At 46.8% G+C, this 22,757-nt stretch carries 18 protein-coding genes; 1 reads left to right on the forward strand and 17 read right to left on the reverse strand.

All coding sequences use genetic code 11. The features are described 5' to 3' along the window. Positions 1 to 37: 37 nt before the first annotated feature. From WH46_RS19075 to WH46_RS19100, 6 genes are all read right to left on the reverse strand, one after another. Positions 38 to 1,207 carry a VWA domain-containing protein gene (locus tag WH46_RS19075; RefSeq protein ID WP_046227941.1) on the reverse strand — a complete coding sequence of 390 codons (1,170 nt, stop codon included), beginning with the start codon at positions 1,205 to 1,207 and terminating at the stop codon, positions 38 to 40. Then, positions 1,192 to 3,609: a DUF5682 family protein gene (locus tag WH46_RS19080; RefSeq protein ID WP_046227942.1), complete on the reverse strand. Its 2,418-nt coding sequence runs from the start codon at positions 3,607 to 3,609 to the stop codon at positions 1,192 to 1,194. The genes WH46_RS19075 and WH46_RS19080 overlap by 16 nt, the downstream gene beginning before the upstream one ends. Beyond that, complete coding sequence (locus WH46_RS19085) at positions 3,597 to 4,697, reverse strand: ATP-binding protein (protein ID WP_017813094.1); 1,101 nt, start codon at positions 4,695 to 4,697, stop codon at positions 3,597 to 3,599. The genes WH46_RS19080 and WH46_RS19085 overlap by 13 nt, the downstream gene beginning before the upstream one ends. Before the next feature lie 333 nt (positions 4,698 to 5,030). Next, complete coding sequence (locus WH46_RS19090) at positions 5,031 to 6,371, reverse strand: MATE family efflux transporter (protein ID WP_046227943.1); 1,341 nt, start codon at positions 6,369 to 6,371, stop codon at positions 5,031 to 5,033. A gap of 170 nt (positions 6,372 to 6,541) precedes the next feature. After that, positions 6,542 to 8,125, reverse strand: a complete 1,584-nt coding sequence (locus WH46_RS19095; protein WP_046227944.1) for a sensor domain-containing diguanylate cyclase — start codon at positions 8,123 to 8,125, stop codon at positions 6,542 to 6,544. A gap of 115 nt (positions 8,126 to 8,240) precedes the next feature. Then, positions 8,241 to 8,804, reverse strand: coding sequence for a sugar O-acetyltransferase (locus WH46_RS19100; RefSeq protein WP_046227945.1), 564 nt, complete (start codon positions 8,802 to 8,804; stop codon positions 8,241 to 8,243). A gap of 330 nt (positions 8,805 to 9,134) precedes the next feature. Between WH46_RS19100 and WH46_RS19105 the strand changes: the two genes are divergently transcribed. Next, complete coding sequence (locus WH46_RS19105) at positions 9,135 to 9,332, forward strand: hypothetical protein (protein WP_017813090.1); 198 nt, start codon at positions 9,135 to 9,137, stop codon at positions 9,330 to 9,332. A 442-nt stretch (positions 9,333 to 9,774) separates the two neighbouring features. Here WH46_RS19105 and WH46_RS19110 read toward each other — a convergent pair whose 3' ends face one another. The 11 genes from WH46_RS19110 to WH46_RS19160 form a co-directional block, all read right to left on the reverse strand. After that, positions 9,775 to 11,289 (reverse strand): efflux RND transporter periplasmic adaptor subunit, encoded by a 1,515-nt coding sequence (locus WH46_RS19110; RefSeq protein WP_046227946.1) that lies wholly within the window; start codon positions 11,287 to 11,289, stop codon positions 9,775 to 9,777. A 50-nt stretch (positions 11,290 to 11,339) separates the two neighbouring features. Further along, the gene (locus WH46_RS19115) at positions 11,340 to 12,869 is read right to left on the reverse strand and encodes a DHA2 family efflux MFS transporter permease subunit (protein WP_017813088.1); all 1,530 of its coding nucleotides are present in this window, start codon (positions 12,867 to 12,869) and stop codon (positions 11,340 to 11,342) included. Between the two features lie 16 nt (positions 12,870 to 12,885). Then, a complete protein-coding gene (locus tag WH46_RS19120; protein ID WP_026136166.1) occupies positions 12,886 to 13,539 on the reverse strand; it encodes an HlyD family secretion protein in 654 nt (217 codons plus the stop codon). 185 nt (positions 13,540 to 13,724) lie between these two features. Further along, entirely contained in the window at positions 13,725 to 14,369 is a 645-nt protein-coding gene (locus WH46_RS19125; protein ID WP_017813086.1) for a TetR/AcrR family transcriptional regulator, read from the reverse strand. Positions 14,370 to 14,947: 578 nt separating this feature from the next. After that, complete coding sequence (locus WH46_RS19130) at positions 14,948 to 16,525, reverse strand: sensor domain-containing diguanylate cyclase (protein WP_046227947.1); 1,578 nt, start codon at positions 16,523 to 16,525, stop codon at positions 14,948 to 14,950. 303 nt (positions 16,526 to 16,828) lie between these two features. Further along, the gene (gene dhaK, locus WH46_RS23700) at positions 16,829 to 18,589 is read right to left on the reverse strand and encodes a dihydroxyacetone kinase subunit DhaK (RefSeq protein WP_046227948.1); all 1,761 of its coding nucleotides are present in this window, start codon (positions 18,587 to 18,589) and stop codon (positions 16,829 to 16,831) included. Positions 18,590 to 18,727: 138 nt separating this feature from the next. Further along, positions 18,728 to 19,249 (reverse strand): DinB family protein, encoded by a 522-nt coding sequence (locus tag WH46_RS19140; RefSeq protein WP_046227949.1) that lies wholly within the window; start codon positions 19,247 to 19,249, stop codon positions 18,728 to 18,730. Between the two features lie 76 nt (positions 19,250 to 19,325). Next, positions 19,326 to 20,246: a helix-turn-helix transcriptional regulator gene (locus tag WH46_RS19145; protein WP_046227950.1), complete on the reverse strand. Its 921-nt coding sequence runs from the start codon at positions 20,244 to 20,246 to the stop codon at positions 19,326 to 19,328. Positions 20,247 to 20,256: 10 nt separating this feature from the next. Further along, complete coding sequence (locus WH46_RS19150; protein ID WP_046227951.1) at positions 20,257 to 21,048, reverse strand: SDR family NAD(P)-dependent oxidoreductase; 792 nt, start codon at positions 21,046 to 21,048, stop codon at positions 20,257 to 20,259. A 101-nt stretch (positions 21,049 to 21,149) separates the two neighbouring features. Next, positions 21,150 to 21,803 (reverse strand): M48 family metallopeptidase, encoded by a 654-nt coding sequence (locus tag WH46_RS19155; protein WP_046227952.1) that lies wholly within the window; start codon positions 21,801 to 21,803, stop codon positions 21,150 to 21,152. Positions 21,804 to 21,985: 182 nt separating this feature from the next. Continuing rightward, positions 21,986 to 22,750, reverse strand: coding sequence for an SDR family NAD(P)-dependent oxidoreductase (locus WH46_RS19160; protein ID WP_046227953.1), 765 nt, complete (start codon positions 22,748 to 22,750; stop codon positions 21,986 to 21,988). Between the last annotated feature and the right edge of the window lie 7 nt (positions 22,751 to 22,757).

Genomic DNA, 22,757 nt, shown 5'->3' on the forward strand with positions numbered 1-22,757 from the left:
TGATCATGTATCGGTATGTGTATGAATAGAAATGGAATCAGGTAATAATTTTCCCGATCCAATCGGCGAGTTGATTCGGTGTAATCGCTGCTACATGGGCGCCCATATCGGCAAGCCTCCGCGCCGCACGCTGATCGTAGACAGCACTTCCTTCAAAATCAAGCGCCGTCAGCACCAGCATCCGGCAGCCTGCATCGATAATATCACGACTTGCCCGGTACATCGGCTCTGCTCCATAGCCTTCTTCCAGATCACTCACGAGAATAAAGATGGTCCGCGATGGATTCTCAATGAGACTCTCCCCATAACGCAGAGCTTTGGCAATATGCGTACCACCGCCCAGCTGAACACTCATCAGCAGATCGACCGGATCTTCCAGTCGATTCGTCAGATCCACTACTTCGGTATCAAAAATAAACAGATGCGTCTTGAGCGCATTCAGACGATAAAAAATACTCGCCATTACCGAGCTGTAGATGACTGAATTCATCATACTACCACTCTCGTCGACAGCAATAATAATATTCCAGCGGTTATGAGGCTGAATATTACCATCAAAATATAGGCGATCCACTACAAAGCGTTTGTTGCGCTTATCATAGTTTTTGAGGTTTCTGGCAATCGTTTTTTTGAAATTCAGATTCCGCAAGGAGCGGGAACGACTGCTGGTGTAGCGACTGCGTCTGCCCATAATACTGGCTTTTGCATCATTTTCCAGCTGTCGTCGCAGGTCTTCTACGACCTGCCGGACAATCTTTTTGGCACTCTGCAGCACTTCACCTTTCATTTTGCCTTTGAACTGCATAATATTTCGCAGCAGATTCATATTGGGCTCCATGGATTCCAGTACTTTTTTATCGCGCAGCAGTTCATTGAGTCCGTAACGGTCCAGCGCCTGCTTTTCCAGAATCTCGACTGTTTCCTGAGGGAACAGCTTGCGTACCTGACTTAGCCAGCGGGGAACCGTCAACTGTGAGGCACCTCTGCCTCCACCCCGTTCCCGGTATCCCTGATCCGCACCATACTCCCGATCATACAGATAGCCCAGTACTTCATCCATTTCCTTATATTCAAATTGCGCCGGGTTATAACATCCGCTCTCATTCAGTGATGATTCAGCAGATGGCCCAAGCAGCAGACGCCATCGATTCAGTACTTGCCGATCTTCAAGCGTCTCATCAGGCTGCTTGTTCAAATCAGTCTCCATCGGCTTAGCTCCTCTCGAATAGCATGATCCAATGCTGCAGACTGCTGCAATACTTTTTCGTCTACTGCAGGTTCGGATAACGATCCAGCTACTGCTTCGAACAGACTGCCAACGCTTTCTGCAATCCGGTCGATCTCCGTCGGTGTGAAAAAGGTAAACGCCAGCCTCAGCTCCGGAATCATCCGCAGGAAGTCTTCATGTGGCAGCCGGGAAAGTAGTGTATTCAGATCGCCAATCAGCGTACTGTCATACAGGAGCACATCTCTCGCAGCAGCGAATACCCCCTGCAAATAAGCTGCTGTATGCATCATCTGCTCCGGTGTCCCCTGCATATATGCCCGGGCACGCAGGGTAATCTCGGCAGGATCTCGCCCGTCGATCCGTGACAAAATTGCTATGCATACGCCTTCCAGTCCTGGCGGCAACTCAGGCACGGATAGCAGCTCGGACAAACGATCCACGAGCGGCTCTGCAGCGAATGTTCCCCGTCCGGATTCGGCGAGCATATACAGCTGTTTGAGTGCTTGTATAACCTTCGGTTGTTCGTCCTGATGTACATGCTGCAGCCCTGTGATTTTGGCTAGGGTATTGTGATAGGCTTCCTGCAGCAATTCGAGCAGCACTTTATCCCGATACAATCCCAGCAGTCTTCGATGTTCATAAATTCGTTCCAGAATCTCCACTGTACGTGATAGTGACAGGAAACTTCCATCCTGTCGCAGCGTCCGGCCTACCTGTTCGAATAACCGGTCGGCACTGTCTTCCAGTCCCATGAGCAGCACTCGTAGCAGCCAATTCGCTGCTTCTTCACTATGATGTGCCGGTAGCTGCTTGATTCCGTCTTCTGCCCGCTGGGCTGCCGCTTCGCGAATCGTCCCACCATGAATAGAATTCTCAATCAGACGTGCTTCGGTATAGGAAGAATATGTATAGCTCCACGTCTCCCGCATCAGATTCACATCCCGATAAGTAACCCAGTCCGGTCCGGATTCAAGTGTGCCAAATTCGGTTCCCAGAAATACCATGCAATGCAGCAATCGACTGGTCTGACGATGCAGCGGTTTGGAATATAGATCCAGCACTTTTTTGTGCCTTCCGGTAGTGCCGATCTGCAATTTACATTCGTTGGCAAGCCGCCTGAAATCTTCTACAATCGGTACGGTAAATGTATTCGGAGCCACCGTTCCGATTCGGTTACCTGTCAGTAGACGGGATAATTCCTGCAGCGGCTGGTCCGAAGCCAGGTTATGCTCGCCTTTGACAAAGGAAGAGACCACACTGTCCAGTAGCTCATAGACACCGCTCTCCGGTTTGCTGCGCAGAACGGCAAGTCCCTGCATCATGCCATAGGCCTCAATCGCATCACTGGTAGAGACTTCCTCCTGCTGTTTGCGCAGTACGCGCATTAGACGGGAGAGCATTTGGATAGCAGTCTGCTCATAAGCGGTGGCTTTATTTTTCTTTTGCAGCAGTGTCCAGATCTCTGCATAATAGCCCACATAGGGCATCCCGCTTGCATAGCCATTTAGTCGGTCAGCCTCTTCAAATGTATACACCATCGGATAGATTTGCTCCCGGTAATCAGCCGATTGAACCCTACGCGGTACTTCAGCAATCTGGCTGCCCGCTGGTTGGTCCAGCAGTCCATACGTATGGAATCCACCCGTTATAACCAATATGCGCTCGTACTGTTCTTTCGCTTCATCAATTCGCTCTCTCATATGCTGTTCACGAGCAAGGGTACCTTCTCGTTCAAGCTCTTCCTGTGAATAGCAAAAGCGTGACAGAGAGCAGTATACAAATACACCGCGCATAAAGTCTTCGGTACTCTTCTGTGTCGCTCCCAGTTCGAACATTTTTTCCCACAACTCATCAAAGCTGCGGCAGTTTAGTCTGCGGCAAAGTCGGTTGATAAAAGAAGATCCGGTGAGCAGCTTCTCATCCTGATAGGATACCCGATCCTTTTCCATGGGCTCTTCTGTCGCCGGTTCAATGACCTGTTCCTTTGGCTGTGGGCGATAATTCAGATCAATAAACTGTGCCGGAATGCCCAATTGGGCAGCCTTTCGGATAGCTGCATATTCGGGTGAGTAATCCAGCAGAGGGAAATAAAAAGCAGCCTTTTCTTCGTTAGTCTCATATGTATAGTACAGGCTGACCGGTGCTTCGGTACGCTCATCTGCCAGGATCGGGATGAGCGGATTCCCGCTGATTGGTCCTTCAATCAAGAGAACCTGCGGATCGTAGTCATGGATCACCTGGAGCAAATGATACGAACAGGCCGGACTGTGATGACGGATTGGAAAATGTACAACCTGTCCTTGTTTGTTATATACCTGCTGCGCAAAAAGCTGCTGCAGCTCCGCCTGCTCTCCTGCTTCCTGCGCTATCAGCCGATCCATTTCTTTTCCTCATAATAGGCAGCCCACAGTTGGTCTTCTCGGGCGCGTTCTTTGATTACACGGGAAAAATAGGTTTTGAGCGCAGCCAGATCTTTTTCATTTTCCTTGGCGACAGTACCGAGCATATTCTGTACGAGGCGGTCCAGCGTTACATTTTTGTCTTCATAATAGTAGGAAGTCATGGCGCTCTGCACATAGACAGACACTGCTTCGGCTGTACTCATAACAGCCTGTGGCACATCGATTTTGTAGCCTTCCCGCGTCAGACCGGTGCGCAGCTCCATAAAGGTCGTTGCCAGCAGTTCCACAATCTCCAGATCAATTGGCATATCAATGCCGCTGTGAACCAGTAGATTACGAGCCTGATCCTCGATAATACGTGCTTCCAATTTGACATTGCTGATCGGACGGATCGTCTCGAAGTTGAAACGGCGCTTGAGGGCACTGCTCATCTCATTGACCCCTTTGTCCCGAATATTGGCGGTCCCGATAATATTGAAGCCTGGCTTGGCAAACAACACGCCTCCATCCAGCTCGGGGATATTCATAACTTTATCACTCATGATACTGATCAGACTGTCCTGGGCTTCGGATGGACAGCGTGTAATCTCCTCAAACCTGGTGATAATGCCCTTTTTCATACCATGATACAGTGGTGAAGGCACCAGAGCTTGTTCGGATGGTCCTTTGTCAAGCAGCATGGCATAATTCCAGGAATATTTGATCATATCCTCTGTTGTACCTGCTGTTCCCTGAATGGTATTGGTACTCGTCCCTGAAATGGCAGCAGACAACAGCTCGCTCAGCATAGTCTTCGCTGTACCCGGTTCTCCAACCAGCATCAATCCACGGTTGCCGGCAAGTGTAACAATAGCACGTTCGATCAGAATATCATTGCCATAGAATTTGCGGGTTATAGGCACTTCCTCTCCATCCAGCTTGGCAGGCTGTTCACGTCCAATAATAAAATCACGTATGTATACAGGCGACAACAGCCAATGAGGAGGACGTTTGTTTTTATCTTCCTGCTGCAGAGCCTGCAATTCTCGGGCATACAGTACTTCCGCAGGTGGTTTCATCATTTCCATTGTTATGTATTCCCCTCTCGGTATAGGATCATATGTTCCCATATTATCATAATTATAACGTCTATAGCGAATGACACCTACAAAATAGTCAGAACGTCCTGTTCGTATGAAACAGATAACTTGCCGCCAAAGACATGCGTCGTATAGCTATGACTCAGTAATATTACCAGATGATTCATAATTCATTTTACGCGGAATCCAGCCGAACTGCCAATCTCATCTATACATAAAGGCTCCTTTTATCCGGAGATAAAGGAGCCTTTGTCCAAAACTGCTTTTAATGATGGAACATCCCGTAATTTTTATACATATTTATTCGATACTCCTGTTGATCTATCCTTCAGCAGCCATACGCTTCTCCAAGCTGGGTACATACATTAGCAGAAATGCCGAACGTCCGATTCCGAACAGTATAAAGCAAGCCCACAGCCCGTGATTACCATACATCGGTATCAATACCAGACAGCTGATTATAAACAGTACAACCGAGAGCAGCATCGAATTACGAACCGGCGCAGTCATCGTCGTTCCCGTAAACACCCCATAAAATACAAGTCCAAAACCCGTTGTCAGCGGGAATAACAGCAGCCAGGCATTATACTGCAGCGCAATATCAACTACAGCTCTATTGTCTGTAAACAGGGCGACAAATTGTTCACGTCCTGCCAAATAGATAAGTGTGAGTAATAAAGCCGTAACTGTTGTCCATATCCAGGACAGCGTCAGACTCCGCCGTAATAACGGTCCGCTCCGGGCTCCTCTGGCCTGCCCGGCATAAATCGAACTTGCATTAGCCAGCCCATCAAAGAAATACGCCATCATATAATGGATTTGCAGCAAAATCGAATTGGCTGCCAGCACCTCCGGACCAAATGATGTGCTGCGGGCTGTGAAAATATTAAACATGGTAAGCAGGCATATCGTTCGCACAAGCAAATCGCTGTTAGCCCGAAACATCGGTTTAAGCTGACTCCAGGCCAACATTCCTTTGAGACGAATTGAACGACGATCCATATAAGGAGAACGCCAGACAAAATATACTCCTGCTGCCAGCGCCAGTGCTTCAGCGAACAGAGTGGCTGCTGCTACACCAGCTACGCCCCAGCCGAGCCCCTGGGTAAACCAGATCGCCAGCAGCATATTCACCACATTCATGGAGATCTGTGTGATTAGTGTCTGACGAATATGAGACATGCCCATCAGCCAGCCGATCAATACATAGTTGAGCAGAGTCAGCGGAGCTCCCCAGATACGGATATGAAAATAAACACCTGCCCAATGAGCAATGTCCGGGCCCGGCTGCATGAGCAGTAGTGATGCCTGCAAAATGGGAATTTGCAGTGCGACAAAGATCAACCCGATGACCAGAGCGATCATCAGCGGCCGTATCAGAGCTGCTACACCCTCCTGCCGATCATCGCTTCCTCTCGCCTGAGCAGCAAAACCCGATGTACTCACCCGCAAAAATCCAAACAGCCAGTATATGGTATTAAAAATCAATGTACCAATTGCTGTTCCTCCCAGATATGCCGGATCAAATAAATGCCCAACTACTGCAGTATCTACCAGTCCCAGAAGAGGTGTTGTAATCGTCGATACAATCAATGGCAGACTGAGTAGTAAATATTCCTTGTGCGATGGACTCTTATGTATAGTTGTTGATAAATGACTCATTTCCTGTAACCTCCAACTGCGTAACTGTACCTTGATACTTGCAATGCCTGCTTATTATAAGAGAGAGTTATTAATTTGTAAATATTACGATTAATATCTCTCTTTTTTGATTATGGCAAAGAAGCCTCCCGTAAATAGAAGGCTCCTTCAAAAAATATATATTATTTCTTTTAGAAGGAATAAAATACGGTCTGGTTCCGTCCGTTTTCCTTGGCTTGGTAAAGCGCTGTGTCTGCATGCTTGAACAGCTGCTGCGCTTCTGATTCTCCATCCTGGGAAAGGGTAACACCAAGTGAAATGGTGATTTTAGGTCCCATAGGTGTAGGAAAAATAGCAGTCGTCTGACGAATCCGTTCTGCGATCTCCATCACTTCCTGCTCGCTCACTTCATACAACAGAATTACAAATTCCTCCCCACCATAGCGGAAGCAAAGGTCCTCCGTTCGTACCTGGCTGCGTAGTACGCCGGCCAGCATCTTGAGTACCTCATCTCCTATCGGGTGACCATACGTATCATTAACCGACTTGAAATGATCGATATCCAGAATAATAACTGCAAATGAATACTGATTATACACCCAATTATCGGTGATGGACTGCAGTGCACGACGATTCAAAAGTCCGGTAAGCGGATCCTGATTGGCTTCACTTTGCAGACGTCTTTCCTTTTCACGTGTTTCTTCTTCCAGCATCATAATCGCATGATGCAGCTGCCTGGCTTCATAGTTCCACCGATTCAACTTCGGACGATTTTTGCCGCGATGTCCAGCAGCCAGATTCTGTGCATAGGCAGCGAGCAAATACAGCGGTTTGCCCAGCCAGCGGGAGAGCCAGAATATAAACAGCATAAACAGAATAATAACAGGAACCAGATAGATCAGAGTAGAACGAACAAGATTGCTGGAATAGACATTGGTATTCTCAATCGGTGTCTGAAAAACAATCCCCCATCCTACATTGGATATTACTGAATATCCTGCCAGATACGTACGGTTCTTGGAGTTTACAACAATCTGCTTTCCGCTCTTGCCCTGCATTAGTGCCTGTACGACTTTATTTTGCTGTACATTGGTATTAATCATCGACGGATTCGGATGATATATAATATTTCCTTCACGATCTACTACATAGAAATAGGAACCGTCTGTTTTTCTGCTGTTCGTTCCCAATAATTCCTTTAACTCGTTTTTCTTTTGTAAATACAGCGTGCCAGCCAGCATTCCCTGATACTCACCGGAAGAGTTGAACAACGGATGGGTCAGTAATATGATCGTCCGGTTGATTTTGCCGATATAAGGACTGGAAATAGTAGGCCGCTTGGCTTCCAAAGCATCGATACTGATACGTGAAGTCAGCTTCGTTCCGGCCTGATTCAGGCTCGTCGGTGAATTGAAAGCTATGGTTTTATTCGGCTTGATCAGAAAGACTGCATTAAAAAAACTACTGGAATTACGAAAATAATCCAGATTGCTTTGAGCCAGCTGCTCATTTTCCGCAGGATGGGCAATAATATACTTGGCACTTTCCTCCAGAGAATGCTGCATCGCAGCAACCAGAGATTCGGTAATATGGCTTAATTCTTTGGCGTGAATTTCATTTAACTCCAGCACTTGCTTCTCAATGGATTGCCGTTCCTGTGTATAGCCGATAAACAGGCAGGACAGCAGAATCACAAAGGAGGTCAGAAATGCCAGGCCGCACATAAATGTTGATAGGCGAATTCCGCGTATCTCGCGATGTGTTACTTTCTTCATGGCAAAGCCCCTTCAATACCTCTAATTAAAATTATTATCGGTTCACCGGGGCTCTATAATGAGTACAATCGGTGTATAAAAAAAGGAGTACAGTACTTTTCTATTTACATAGGAATCAAAGCTCAATCTCTCTGATAATACGTGCCGGATTGCCACCAACAATCATATTATCGGGTACATTTTTGGTAACGACAGCTCCCGAAGCGATAACTGCATTATTGCCAATCGTAATGCCCGGGTTAATGATAGCTCGTCCGCCAATCCATACATTATCGCCGATTGTTACAGGTTTGCCGTATTCCGGTCCAGCAATTCGTTCTAATGGATGAATGGGATGAGCAGCTGTATAAATATGTACTCCCGGAGCCAAAGAGCAATTATTACCAATTCGTACTTCACATACATCCAGAATCGTACAATCAAAATTGGCATAGAAATTCTCACCCACATGAATATTATAGCCATAATCTACCCGTATATTCGGTTCCATGCTAATATGTTCACCGGTTGATCCCAGAAGTTCCTTGAGCAAACGGGTACGGTCCTCTACTTCCTGCTCGGTTGTCTGATTATACAAGCGAACGGTTTTGCGAGCGTATTCCCTTTCCTGGCTTAATTGCGGATCAGCAGCCGAATATAATTCTCCAGCGATCATTTTTTCTTTTTCGGTTTTAGTCATCCCTTATTTTCTCCTTTTCTAATTATGATTATACTTTTTAAAAGTATTTTAATTATATACTATAGATTATGCAATGTTTGTTTGTCCAATATCGTTTGTTGATGTCCTACATTTATATGTAAAACTATAATATACAAGCATAGAATGATCTCTATTATCCAAATTTTAAATGATTCTTAAAATTGTATGTAAAAAGTTAATAAACTCTGTTTATTCTATCTTTTAAAGGGTAATAAACAAGGTAACAAACGATATTCATGGATGTTTTTGTAGTAAAAGGTGATAACCCACAGATTGCAACCATACTTCAAGACTAAGGAGAATGTGAAAGTGAACGTATTTATCCAGGAAGCCATTCATAACCAGGAACCTCTGAACATTCATCTAATCAGTGGTGAGACCTATATTGGCACATGTGAAGCTCATCATAATCCTAATTTCTTTATTATTCATACTAATCATGGAGCACTGACTTTTCCTTATTGGACAATCAAACGTGTGAAGCCTGATACTCAGCTCCAGCATTGATATAGCATGATCCTCCTGCTTAGGTGATGGAGTCGAATTGAAATTCGGTTTTATTAGATGTTTCCCCGATTTATTGCATAGTTTGTCTATATATTAACCAACCCACTCTTCTTTTTCGCATTTGTAACTAATACCCTGTCTCTTACTCTTCTATTTCTTTTATCATTTATTTTCTTTCCTTTACTGGTCTTTGTGTTTAATGCAGTATTTTATAATTTATTCTAATCGCATAGAATGTTTATCGTGGGCCAGTAACCAAATTGCTGGCCTATTTAATTTGTGTGCTGTTTGGATACCATTATTTCAGATCAGAACACAGCTTGTTTCTGCTTATGGATATACGGTCGTCTTTTCCGGTTTTGTATAGTCATACAGAAAAAGCAGCTCCCCTGAATCAGGGAACTGCTTGCAACTGAATATTTAATGGTATACGCAATATGACTTAGTATTGCGATATCGTTATAGCTGTATTGTCACCCATCAGAGCCAGGTTATTCTCGACAACCTGCTCGCCGTCTTTCAGACCACTAGTAATCAGGGTCTGAGAACCGGACTCGCTGCCGATGGTTACTTCTTTGCGTACCGCATGGTCTTTGTTGATAACATATACATAGGCTTTTTTACCGTCTTTTTGGATCGCTTTACTTGGTACAATAATGCCCTGTTTGGCATCTTTACCGACAAAGCTTACATCTGCCAGCATACCGGATTTCAGTTTGCCGTCTGCATTGGACACTGTGATTTTAACCGGATAACCATTACCGCTCGCATCCATCGGATTAATATTTTTCACTTTACCGTTGGTTACGATATTGGAGGAAGCAACACGCACCTGTACCTGATCGCCTGCTTTGATATTGTTAATTTCATTAGCCGGAACATAGATCAGCATATTGACTGTACTCAGATTCGCGATAACCAGTGAAGACGCAGAAGGACCGGCCATCTCGCCTACTTCAGCATTTTTGGTTGTAACAATACCATTGATTGGTGATTTAACAACCGTATCATCCAGGGAATCCTGGGCAATCTGTACATTCAGTTGTGCCTGATCCAGCTTTTGCTGGCTGGCTTGTATACCTGCTGTGCTTTGGGAGACTTCCAGCTGACGCTGTGCGTTGCTGTAACCGGAATTGGCATTTTCATAGCTGCTGGTTGCATTCTCATAAGCAGATTTAGCTGTAGACAATCCTTTTTGGGCAGTGGACAATGCTTTCTGGGCAGCAGACAGCTGCTCTTCCGCATTGGCTTTGCCATTAACCGCATTATCATACACTGTCTGCGCACTGACTGCAGCAGCTTGCGCCTGCTCCAGCTCTGCCTGAGTAGCCAGTCCATTGCTTGCGAGCGACTGGGTACGTGTCAGCGTAGACTTGGCATTGGTCAGTGCTTCTTGAGCTTGTTTGATCGTATTACCGGCTGTAGAGACAGCGGTCTGTGCCTGCTTAAGCGCTGTTTGCGCCTGATTCACAGAACCCTGCGCCTGGTTAATGCTGCCCTGCGCCTGATTGATAGAGCTTTTGGATGAGATAATGCCGTTTTTGGAGCTAACGACACCGGAGTTCGCCGAGACCATACCGGTTTCACGGGAATCCTTGGCTGTATTTACGCCTGCTGCAGCTGCTGCTACATTGGATTTGGCAATCTCCAGATTATTGCGCAGATCATCATCTTCCAGTTTGAGCAGCACCTGTCCTTTTTTAACTTCTGCACCTACATCAACAGCGACTGTAGATACTTTGCCGGAAATTTTAGGCATAATATTTACGGTAGCTGATGGCGTTACAGTACCGGTATAGATTTCACCCTGTCCGATAACACCTTGCTGTGCCTGGGCTACTTTTACATTCACGTTCATGTCCTGGGCTGCCTGAGTACTAGCATTACCACAACCAGACAGGACAACCGTACTGAGCAGCAGTGCCCCTGCAGTTACTTCCCATTTTCTAATCTTCATTGGTTATTCCCTTTCTTTCTATCTAGAATATCAACCGGCAGAGACACCGATTATACTTTGCTTTCCTGAAGTGTTTCCTTGGCCGCTTTGCGTCTGCTAATGAACAGGAATACAAACGGAATCGAACAAAACAGCGGGATCGATGATACCAGGAAGGTATCCGCGATGCCTCTGGAATAAGCATCCAGTGAAATCAGACCTGATACGGTCGAGGTCCAAGAACTGCCCAGCATCGCCTGGAAAGACTGCGCCGCATCTGGCGTAATCGATTCGGAGATCTGCTGGCTGTGCAGCGCTGTACGGTTCTGCATCAGGAAGGTCAGAATGGCAATCGCCATCGAACCAGCAATTGTACGCACCAGATTGGATGCAGTTGATGCTTTACCGACTTTATCCCGTGGTACGGCATTCATACCGACGGTAGACAATGGCATCATACAGATCCCGATTCCCATCCCGCGGAACATCAGCACAATTTGCAACCACAGATGCGGAGTCTGCGGAGTCAGGGTATGCAGATGGTAAGTCATAATACTGGTCAGTGTCAGACCTACCAGACCGATCGGCACGATACCGATCTTGTCAAACAGTTTACCTGCAAATGGCATCATAACCGCCATCGCAATCGCCTGAGGCAGCAGGATAATACCGGTGTGTACCGGTGATACCGATTGAATATTTTGCAGGAACAATGGTGACAGGAAAGTACCGCCATACAGACCCATCATGACAAAACTTGATGTAATAACACTAATAGCAAATTTATAGTTCTTGAACAGTGAAATGTCGATAACCGGATTCTCCTGTCCACTTTCGACGAAGATCAAGAATACCAGTGCCCAGAAAGCAATAAAGAACAGGCCGACAATTTTGAAAGAGTCCCAGCCATCGCTGGAACCGCTAGATAATGCATACAGCAGTGTACCTGCACAAGTTGCTGCCAGCAAAAATCCCAGCAGATCGAACTTGACGATAGCCCCTTTGGGAGGCTCCTTGATCAGCAGGATAACCATCAGAATAGCAAATAAAGCAACTGGCACACATACGATAAACAGGAAGCGCCAGTCAAACCATTCGATCAGATAACCACTCAGCGTCGGTCCGATCGCAGGAGCTGCCATAGCGGCAATCCCCCAGATCCCGAGCGCCATACCGATCTGTTCACGCGGAATAATTTTGTAGACGATGGTCATACTCAGCGGCATGATAACGCCGCCGCCCAGACCGGCAATAATACGCGCTGCAATCAGCGATGTATCGCTCCAGGCAAATATGCAGAATACAGTTCCCAGTGTAAAAAGACTGAGCGCTGCGATCAGAAACTTTTTATATCCGATGCGCTGCTCCATGAATCCCGTAATCGGAACAATGATTCCCGAAGCCAGTGTATAGCCCGTAATAACCCATTGAATTTTCGTCGTGGTTGAACCCAGATCTGTCGTCAGCTGAGGAATCGCCACGTTGATCAGACTGTTATTCAGAATGGCGACGAACGCCCCCAGTACAATGGCAAAAAAGGCTAACCAGCGTTCTCTGGGTGAATCACTGGGAGGAGCAGCGGCGATTTCATTAGTAGCCACTAAAGACCCCTCCTTCTTAGGATGTGTGAATTTTCACTTCAACGTTACTGCCCGGAATGAGCTTCATGTCTTTCGGTACGCTGAGCGCAATTTCTACAGGAATACGCTGGGTGACTTTGTTAAAGTTACCACTTGTATTCGTTGCCGCAATCGAGGCGAATACCGAATTCGATGCTTGTCCGACTTTACGTACTTTACCTTGAATCACTTGATCACCAGCAGCGTCCAGTGTAATATCCACAAGTTCGCCTGGCTTAATGCGATCGATATCGGTTTCTTCAATATTGGTGGATACATACAGATTTTTCATATCCGCCATGATTGCTACAGCAGAACTTGGGGAAGCAATCTCGTGTTCTTTGGAATAGACTTTGATGACGGTACCGTCGATAGGTGCGCGCAGCACGGATTTGCTGATCGCGCTGGACTCCAGTCCGGATACATTTTGCTCGGCGATCGGTTCATTGCGTGTCAGCACGTCGCCTTCTTCTACATCGATATGATCGATTTCTGCCGTGATTTGCGGCATGACTTTGTATTGATCCGCTGTAATGCGGGCATCATCACTTTTCACATAATGTGCGCCTTGATACCAATAGTAGTACACCAGCGTGCCACCACTAATAACCAGTAACACGACTAGAATGGATAAAACAATCTTTCTACTCACTTACTCCACCTCTGCTGTTCAGATAATTTTGGTCCTTCTACAGACATGCTGCGCACAAGTTGTTAACGCAACATGCCTAAATGCTAATTCTTGAATTTAAGATAGCTAACACCAGTATATGATCGTTCCCGGCTTATCCACTCTCGCCTACAAGAATATGTACTTGTATGAATCGACGCAACCTGCTACTCGGACATATCACCCGAAGGTGCATAAAGACCTCTTTTTAGCAGATCCAGCTCCAAAGCAAAATTGCGAAGCACCTCTTCATAATCCGCTTCCCCCGCAAAAAATTGGATAAAGTTCTGAATAATAATAGCCCGCAGGATTTTGATCAGATGAAAAAGTTCTTTCTCATCCCTGATATTCAGTCCTGTCCGGTTGATCAGACTCATGTAGCTTCGATAGAAGTCACGAATCCGCTCAGTGGTCGTGGGATTTTTCACATCCAGAATCAGCTTGTATTCAATCTTGTAATTCATGTTGAGGAAAATATTACGTGCGAAATCACGATGTTCGTGGTGCATAAACCGGTGCAGTGTCGATTCAAAAAATTCTGCCGATGAGGCAAACAGATCGCCCTTGTGCTTGACCGCCATAGACATCATCAGCTCGCGGTTGCTGGCGCTGTGCTCCTCCAGAATGTAAAAAAACAAATCCGCCTTGTCTTCAAAATACTGATAAAAACTACCACGCGGAATGCAGGCGTCCTTGATAATATTCGCAATCGATGCATCCGCCAGCGAAGCCCTGGAAAATTCACGCATTGCTGCATTCATCAGGTTTTGCCGCTTTTCCTCCGGCAGGTTAAAAAAGGTTTTTGTTGGCATACATTCACTCCACTGCCTCCCGCAACCTCCGGTTGATGATGCCGATCAGAGTTTGCTGCTGTACGCAGAATATTCCATCAGATGTAGGCAGGCATAATTTGTTGTAAAAAGTTACATAAAGAATTATATGTGACACGGTGTCATGTGTCAATATTGTTATTGAAATTAATACATATAAGGTGGCAAATTCTTGTTAGAAGCAGTCGGATGTATAGACTTTTATACACTCAGACTAGTTGGTAACTGCTAGCTAAGAGTAATCCGTATTGAAAAACTGTCTGATAACCACTAGAGGTATCCGATTTGATTAGCAGCTGTTCCGCAGGCCAGCAATTTTATTTATGAAAGGACTGTTTATAATAAAATGCCAATCATTTTCAGTATCTGCGAACAGCAGGCTGAATATAATTGGCATTTTGGAAGAGCATATAGGATTTGAAGTTGGCTTATAGTAGTCGTTACGGCAGCATTAATGATCGGATGATATCCCATAGCTTATTGCTTATTGCTTATTGCTTATTGCTTATTGCTTATTGCTTATTGCTTATTGCTTATTGCTTATTGCTTATTGTCTAAGCCTACAGCTCATGGACGCGAAAGTGAATACCTCGATGCTGCTGTCGCTTGATACTATACATCTGCTGATCCGCATAGCGCAGCAGACCGATCATATCAGCAGCATCCTCCGGATAAATCCCTAGTCCCGCAGCAAAAGAAACGGGAATTTCCATATCCTCCTGCCGGAAAACTTTATCGTTCAGCAGCGATAGTCGGGTATGCACCATCTGGGCTGCATCGACATGCTCCGGACAGGCGAGCAGCATGACAAACTCGTCACCGCCGATGCGGCCGACGACATCCCCCGGTTTTTGTGCCAGCATACGCAGCTGTCTAGCGACATACTGCAAATATTGATCCCCAGTTATATGACCGTACGTATCATTGATTGGTTTGAAATGATTCATATCGATCATCACCAAGACAAAGCGCTCGCCGCCAGCTATTTTGATCTGTAGCTGTTCCTCCACTGCTGCCCGGTTATATAATCCGGTAAGTGCATCATGATGTGCACTGTACTTGTAATTTTGCTCAGATTGGATGAGACGACGCTCGGCTTCCTTGAGCGAAGTTACATCCGTCAAATGCAGCACGAACAATTCTTCATTCGCCTCGGTAATCAGATCAATACCTGCTACCAGATCCAGACGGCTCTGTCCCTGCCTGATCACATGCATCTCCAGATGAGTCACACTGTCCGGCTGCTCCAGACAGGAAGACAGCATCTGCTGAAGTGACTGTCCATCAGCAAATGTAAAGTGCTGGGGAATCTGATCTGCCGGAGTATCGGCAAACCAGCGCTGTGTACAGGGATTGATTTCTTTCACATTCCCTTTGAGATCCAGCATTAGAATAGGATTGGGGGCAGACTCGAACAGAATCTGAAAGCGTTTGTGATAATCGGGCATGATATTGTATTTGCCAATCAGATGACGCAGACGCATCGCCCACACCAGATAACCGATAAAATACAGGATCATCGATATCCTCGTCACGATTATACCGCTTTGAAGCAGTGTGGTAATCAACGCAAATGTACCGAACAGCTGGAAATCATTAAGCACCAGCCAGCGATAGATGACTTTACGCCGTGGCTCTCGGGTACGCAGCCAGCTATAGGCAAGCAGCAGCACAGACAGCAAAATATATCCGATAATGAACGTAATCGATACCAGCAAATACGTTGGGTGCAGTGGACTGCGACCGTCGGTTACATGCTCGTTATACAGTAGATGATGATCCCAGGTGACGAGAAAGTACAGCCATAATCCATAAGGTGACGCATATACCAGCGGCAGCCATTTACGAAACCTGTATGTAACCGAATCGCCCAGCAGAATGCTGAGATGCACCAGTGTACAGACGAACATCAACAGCGCAGGTGCACTTCCGTACAGCACCAACTGCATCTGATGCTGTGGCAGTAAAGACGTTTTTAAATACTCAAATAAAAAGTACATGACCAGCGCCATCATCATTAGCGCGGCTACACGATTGATTCTGCTTTTCCGGTTGCGATAAATCAGTGTAATCGCCATATAAAGGAAAAAATAGGTAGGTAGCTGAATCGTCAAAAAATCCATGAACAGATCGTTCATTCAACACGGTCCTCTCAATGGGAGTATTCAGAATAAAGCCTATACTACTTTCCGATTTACATGATCCATAATGTTTTTCGCAACAGTATAAGTTTCTATTACAATTATCGTAAGGAATTAAATGACTTTTGACAACAAAAATCGTCTCAAAACACAAATTTGCTGCTCTGCGCTGCATTTGTCTGGATATTGTCCCCAAACGAGGAAAAAGCAGATACCGGATAGATTACAGAAGGCTAGGATCATTCACAGCCTTCTGCACCAAACCGGTGTCTGCTTTTTACAAATAGATAGGAATGAATATTAACGAAGACTATCCGATAATGTCGTGAAAATAATGCCAAGTGCATGAGCGCCTGCATCCGGATAGCCGAGACTGCGCTCGCCGACCGTTCCGGCACGACCCATACGGGCTACGATATCCTTGGTACTGGCCGCACCGTGTACAGCTGCTTCGGCTCCTTTGCGGAAAGCGGTATGCATGTCATCGTCGGACTGTGCACTTTGTGACCAGCTGTCTGCACAGGGTACCAGTGCATCAATCAGCGTCTTGTCACCTACGACAGCTCCCCGTCCAAACGAACGCTCGCCGGTCGACTGGATTCCTTCTACAGCAGCCTGCATCATTTCCGCAAATTCGGCAACTGTCACTTCCTGTTTGTCCCCCGCCGCTTTGCCAGCTGCCCGGAAAGCAGAACCCCAGATCGGACCGGATGCTCCGCCGCAGGCTTCCATAATAATGAGTGACGACGCATGAAGGAAACTGCCTATCGTCAGCTGATCCTGCGCCAGAACCTCTTTCCATTCCCGTTTCAACTGACGAAATCCCTTGGCAATACTCATGCCGAAGTCTCCATCGCCTGCATGGGAATCCAGGTCACAAAACGGCACTTCATTGTCGATAATGACTTCGCTCATCTTATCAATCAGATAAATAAGATTACTTAGCTTCAGCGTATTTCCCTGGATCACTGCGTCCGCTTCAGGTGTCTCGACCTTATAGGATACCGGGTGGTCTGCTGCCGGTTCTTGCGCAGCTTCCGTATAGGACACAGGTTCCACCGGACCGGATACTTTGAATGCCGGTGTATCACTTTCCCGGGACAATAATGTTCTCAGCTCCTCATCCAGCTTCATGAAGGTCAGCGATATGCCTGCCATATCAATACTGGTCATATAATTCCCGACAAAGGCGCGATTGATCGAAATATTCTTCTCGGACAGCTCACGGGTAACCGCATGATTGAACAGGTATAACTCCTGCAGCGGCGTAGCACCGAATCCGTTGACCAGAACAGCGATTTCACCATCAAATCCTTCGGTCAGCTGCATATCCTTCAAGAGATCATGCACCATGCGCTGTGCCAGTGCATCCGCTGAAGCCATATCATCACGCTCGATACCCGGCTCACCGTGAATACCAACGCCATATTCGATTTCGTTCTCACCCAGCTCGAATGTAGGTGAACCTTTGGCTGGCACCGTGCAGGACGTTAGAGCAAAGCCAATACTGCGTACATTGGCAGCAGCCTTTTCGGCGGCAGCTTTGACTGCTTGCAGATCGCGCCCTTCCTCAGCGGCGGCACCGGCAATTTTATGTACAAGCACTGTACCGGCGACACCTCGGCGTCCGACCGTATACAGACTGTCTTCTACGGCAATATCATCGTCCACTTTGACATAATCGACCTGAATACCGTCTTCCTCGCACAGGTAGGCTGCATTTTTGAAGTTCATCATATCGCCGCTGTAATTTTTAATAATCAGCAAGGCGCCCTTGGTACCGGCTGTAGCTTTGATCGCCTGATATACCTGTATCTGTGAAGGCGAAGCAAAAATATCTCCACATACTGCTGCATCAAGCATGCCTTTACCAATATAACCTCCATGTGCCGGTTCATGTCCGCTTCCTCCGCCGCTGATCAGTACGACTTTATCTTGTGGAATCTCTTTTTTCTTGATGACTTTATATTTGGGGATCAGTTCCAATTCGGGATGGGCGAGAACCATGCCTTTGGCCATTTCCAGTACCATGTCTTCTGCTTTGTTCATTACCTTTTTCATTATAATGCCTCCTCTGATCTGTGAGATCGCTATGAATCGGATCGCTGCGCAGCGAATACGCGCAAACAGTATCTATTACCCTTCAATGTACAGCTTGCCGCAGAGGTTCGGCAAGCTGCTGCGATTGGGCCCTCCTGATCAGGCAGACGGGATATTCGGTTGCTGCTGATACCAGTAGAATACATAATCCGTCATAGTGGATGCATGTCCCAACTGACGCAACATCGTGGAGATATTGCCGCGATGATAGGTTCCGTGATTGGCCACATGCAGCAGAATCTCCGATAACCGGACTTCACGAATACCAGCATAAGGATTATCCAGCACCATGCTCTGCTCCAGATCGGTCTGTTGATGCAAAGCAGCATGATACCGTTCCGACAATTGATCAAACCTGCTCGCGTACTCTTCGGTGCCAGACAGCACCTCGGTTGCGAGAGGCATCATGTCCTGCAGCGCCTTCCTCATCTCGATACCTGTGAAGATCCTGTACCACATCTCGTCTACGGCATACATATGCGACAGTGCATGAGCGATCGTCGGGAAGGAACTGTTGACTTCCTGACTCAGTACAGTAGGCGGAAGTTCAGCAATTCTACCCAGAATCGTACGAGTAGCCCAGATATGATAATCAAACATTTCTACAGGGTGATTGGTCATAAATAACATTCTCCTTTGAATATAAGATGGATGGAAACTGACTTCATTATAAAAAAAGAAGTATGACAGCAGTCTGTCATATTTCTTCATAGAGTCGGAGTGTTTTTTGAAGCTGTTCCTTGAGAATGCTGCGCAGCCCAGTTGGCTGCATTACCTCTACCCCACTGCCAAAGCTTAGCAAGATCGAACAGAGCCAGCGAGCTTCGAGAGGCTTGTAGACGCTAATCCGCATCGTCATACTGCCATCTTCATGAAATTCCCTGTCCATCTGCTGGAACTGATCGAGTGCTTCGGCCAGTGCTTCCGGTTGTACCCGGATGACCACTTCTTCCAGCTCACGGGGCATACTGCTCCACCAGTCAACCTGGCTTTCTCCAGGTACTTCGTGATGGGCCTGAAAAGGCTCTGTCGTCAACTCCACATCCATCATCCGCGACAACCGGAACTCCCGATATTCCTGCCGATTACGGCAGTATCCATATACATACCAGTTACCGTATTTGAAATAAAGATGTACAGACTCTATATCACGGCTCGTACGCACATTATCTGCATTAATATAATCAAACTGTACAACCTGCCGCTGGGTAATGGCTGTGCGCAAATGGGCAAGTACATGGGGCGCTGTACGCCTGGTCTCCAGATCCACACTCAGACTCGGCGGGTGATGCTCCGCTTCTATCGTCTGCAGCCGCTCAATCGTCGATTGTACGCGCTCATCCTGAAATACAGAAGACAGACTGCGCAGTACAGTGATCAGAGAAGCCACATCATAGGAACCAAGCAGGCTTTTGTCCATTTTGTATCCCTGCATCATGCCATAGCCACCATGGGTGCCCTGATGGGAAATGACCGGGAACCCTGCAGCACAGATGACATCAATATCCCGGTAAATGGTTCGCTGGGATACCTGAAACTCTTCAGCCAGCGTAGCAGCAGACAGAATCTCATGATTCAGCAGTTTATAGATGATGGAGATTAGACGTTCCAGTTTCATGTACCGCTCCTTATCCTACAAATAATGACTCACTGCCATCGACATAGATGATCGAACCACTTACATGCGCAGAATCGTCCGACAGCAGGAATAATACAACATTTGCTACCTGATCGGATGTACCGTTGCCTTCAGGTAAAGGAACCGTTCCGTCCGGGTATTCCACCTTTTTAACTTTCATGGCTTTCATTTCCGGCATCTGGTTGCCTGTACCCTGGATATTCGTCTCGATGGTACCTGGGGCAACGATATTCACCCGGATATTGTATGGCGCCAATTCAAAAGCAGCCATTTGTCCAAAAGCAGCAATCGAAGCCTTGGATGTGCTGTAAGCCGCAAAACCCTGCTGGGAAAATACCCGTGTACCGCTGAGCGAGCTGGTAAGTGCAATACTGCCTTTACCATTTTGCTTCAGATAGGGAATTGCATATTTTACACTGGTAAAAGCACCTTTGACATTATTGGTCATTGTTGTGTCCCATTCCTCATCCGGAATAGCTTCGATCGGACCGACCACCCCAAGAATACCAGCATTGGCAAACAGGGTATCGATCTGGCCCCACTGCTCGGCAATCTGCTCCAGGGCCTGCTTGTATTCCTGGGGAACCGAGATATCGGCTGTGAATGCGAGCGCTTCTCCGCCGGCATCCTCTATAATCTTCCTGGTCTCCTGTACGTCTTCTTCGGTTTTGTTGATCAATCCGACCCGAGCTCCTTCGGCAGCCAGGCGGATTGCCGCTGCACGTCCAATCCCCGAACCTGCTCCTGTTACGATAGCTACTTTCCCTTTCATCCGATCCATATCATCCAGCTCCTCTGTTATGATGGTTTCAGCAGATTCTTATGAAGTAAGCGTTATCTTATCGAACAGTTATTACCCTTGATTATGGTAAATGATTTCATTTAAAGCGTCATATATCGACCGTATCTTGCCAGATACTCTTCTTTTTCTTTGTAATCAGGCATAATCCCGCCAACCTTGCGCCAGAAGGAACGGTCATGATTCATATGCAGCAAGTGGCACAGCTCATGAACAATAACGTAATCGATAACCTCGACAGGTGCCATGGCAAGCCGGTAGTTGAAGGTTAGCTTTTTGTCAAAGCTGCAGCTGCCCCATTTGGTTGTCGATTCAACGATATCAATACTCTTCGGTTTGACCTTTAGCTGCTGCTGGTAGGCGGCAATCCGCTGATTGATCACTTTTTTACAGCTGGAAAAATAGAACTTTTTGAGTCGGTTACGCAGCATATCCTCATCGGCATCTGTGGTCTCAATCAACTCCTCCAGCTTGTGCTCACGCCCCAGATACATAAAGGTACCATAGTCTTCATACGCTCTCGCTTCCGGTGCTGGCTGCCTGCTGCTTAATCGGCGCAGATTGTCCAGCACCCACTCGCTATGTTGCTCGACAAGACGGATAATAGCGTCTTCCGGTGTACCATTAGGTGCTTTCACGGTCAGCAGACCGTTTGGATCGAGCTGGATCGATACTTTTTTGCGTTTGGAATACTGTACATTGCAGGCTATATTCTGGTTCTGAATCGTAATGTTCATGGCAATCTTCTTTCTTATGGATTCGTTGGAATGTGCAGATGCACAGGTGATCCTATCATATCACATCCGGGACGTTCCAGAAGCTACTATAGATACAGGATAACAAAAGAGCAGCACCGGTATGCGGTGCTGCTCTTTTTGCTATATTTACAGGTGACCTATTTGCTTGGCAAATCGGGCAATTACATCACTTGATCGGTTGGACGAATCAGCACTTCATTGACAGCCACATGCCGTGGACGAGTCACAATATATTCGATCGCTTCGGCAATATCCTGAGCTTCCAGCAACTCGATATCACTGAAACTCTTCATGCTCTGTTCACGAACTTCATCCCGCAGATGAGAGCTTAGTTCGGTCTTTACTGCCCCCGGTTCCACAGCAGCTACGCGCACACTTTGACCGGCTACTTCCTGACGCAGTGCATCGGTAAAGGCGGCTACGCCGAATTTGGTCAGATTATAGACCGCTCCACCTGCCATCGTTTTTCGTCCAGCTACCGAACTGATATTAATCAGATCGGTTACTTTACGATCAGAGATCGAGGCGCTTTTTACCAGATGCGGCAGTGCGGCATGAGATACATACAGCAGACCATTTACATTAATGGATACCATGCGTTCCCATTCTTCCAGCGGCGCATCCGATGCAGGACCCAGCAGCATAACGCCGGCATTGTTGACTACCGTATCAAGACGTCCATACTCCTCGACTGTACGGGTAACCGCCTGCTCCGCCTGTTTTTGATCTGTAATATCCGCTTCGATTACGAGCGCTTTGCCACCGCTCGCTGTAATCTCTGCTGCCAGCTGTTCCAGACGATCTTTGCGGCGTGCCACGATAGCTACCGCAGCTCCCTGTGCAGCGAGCGTTTTCGCTGTAGCTTCACCAATTCCGCTGCTTGCTCCTGTGATTAGTGCGACTGTTCCCTGTAGTTTGGCTGTCATGTGTAAG

The organism is Paenibacillus dauci (assembly GCF_000971985.1).
GTDB classification, from domain to species: domain Bacteria; phylum Bacillota; class Bacilli; order Paenibacillales; family Paenibacillaceae; genus Saccharibacillus; species Saccharibacillus dauci.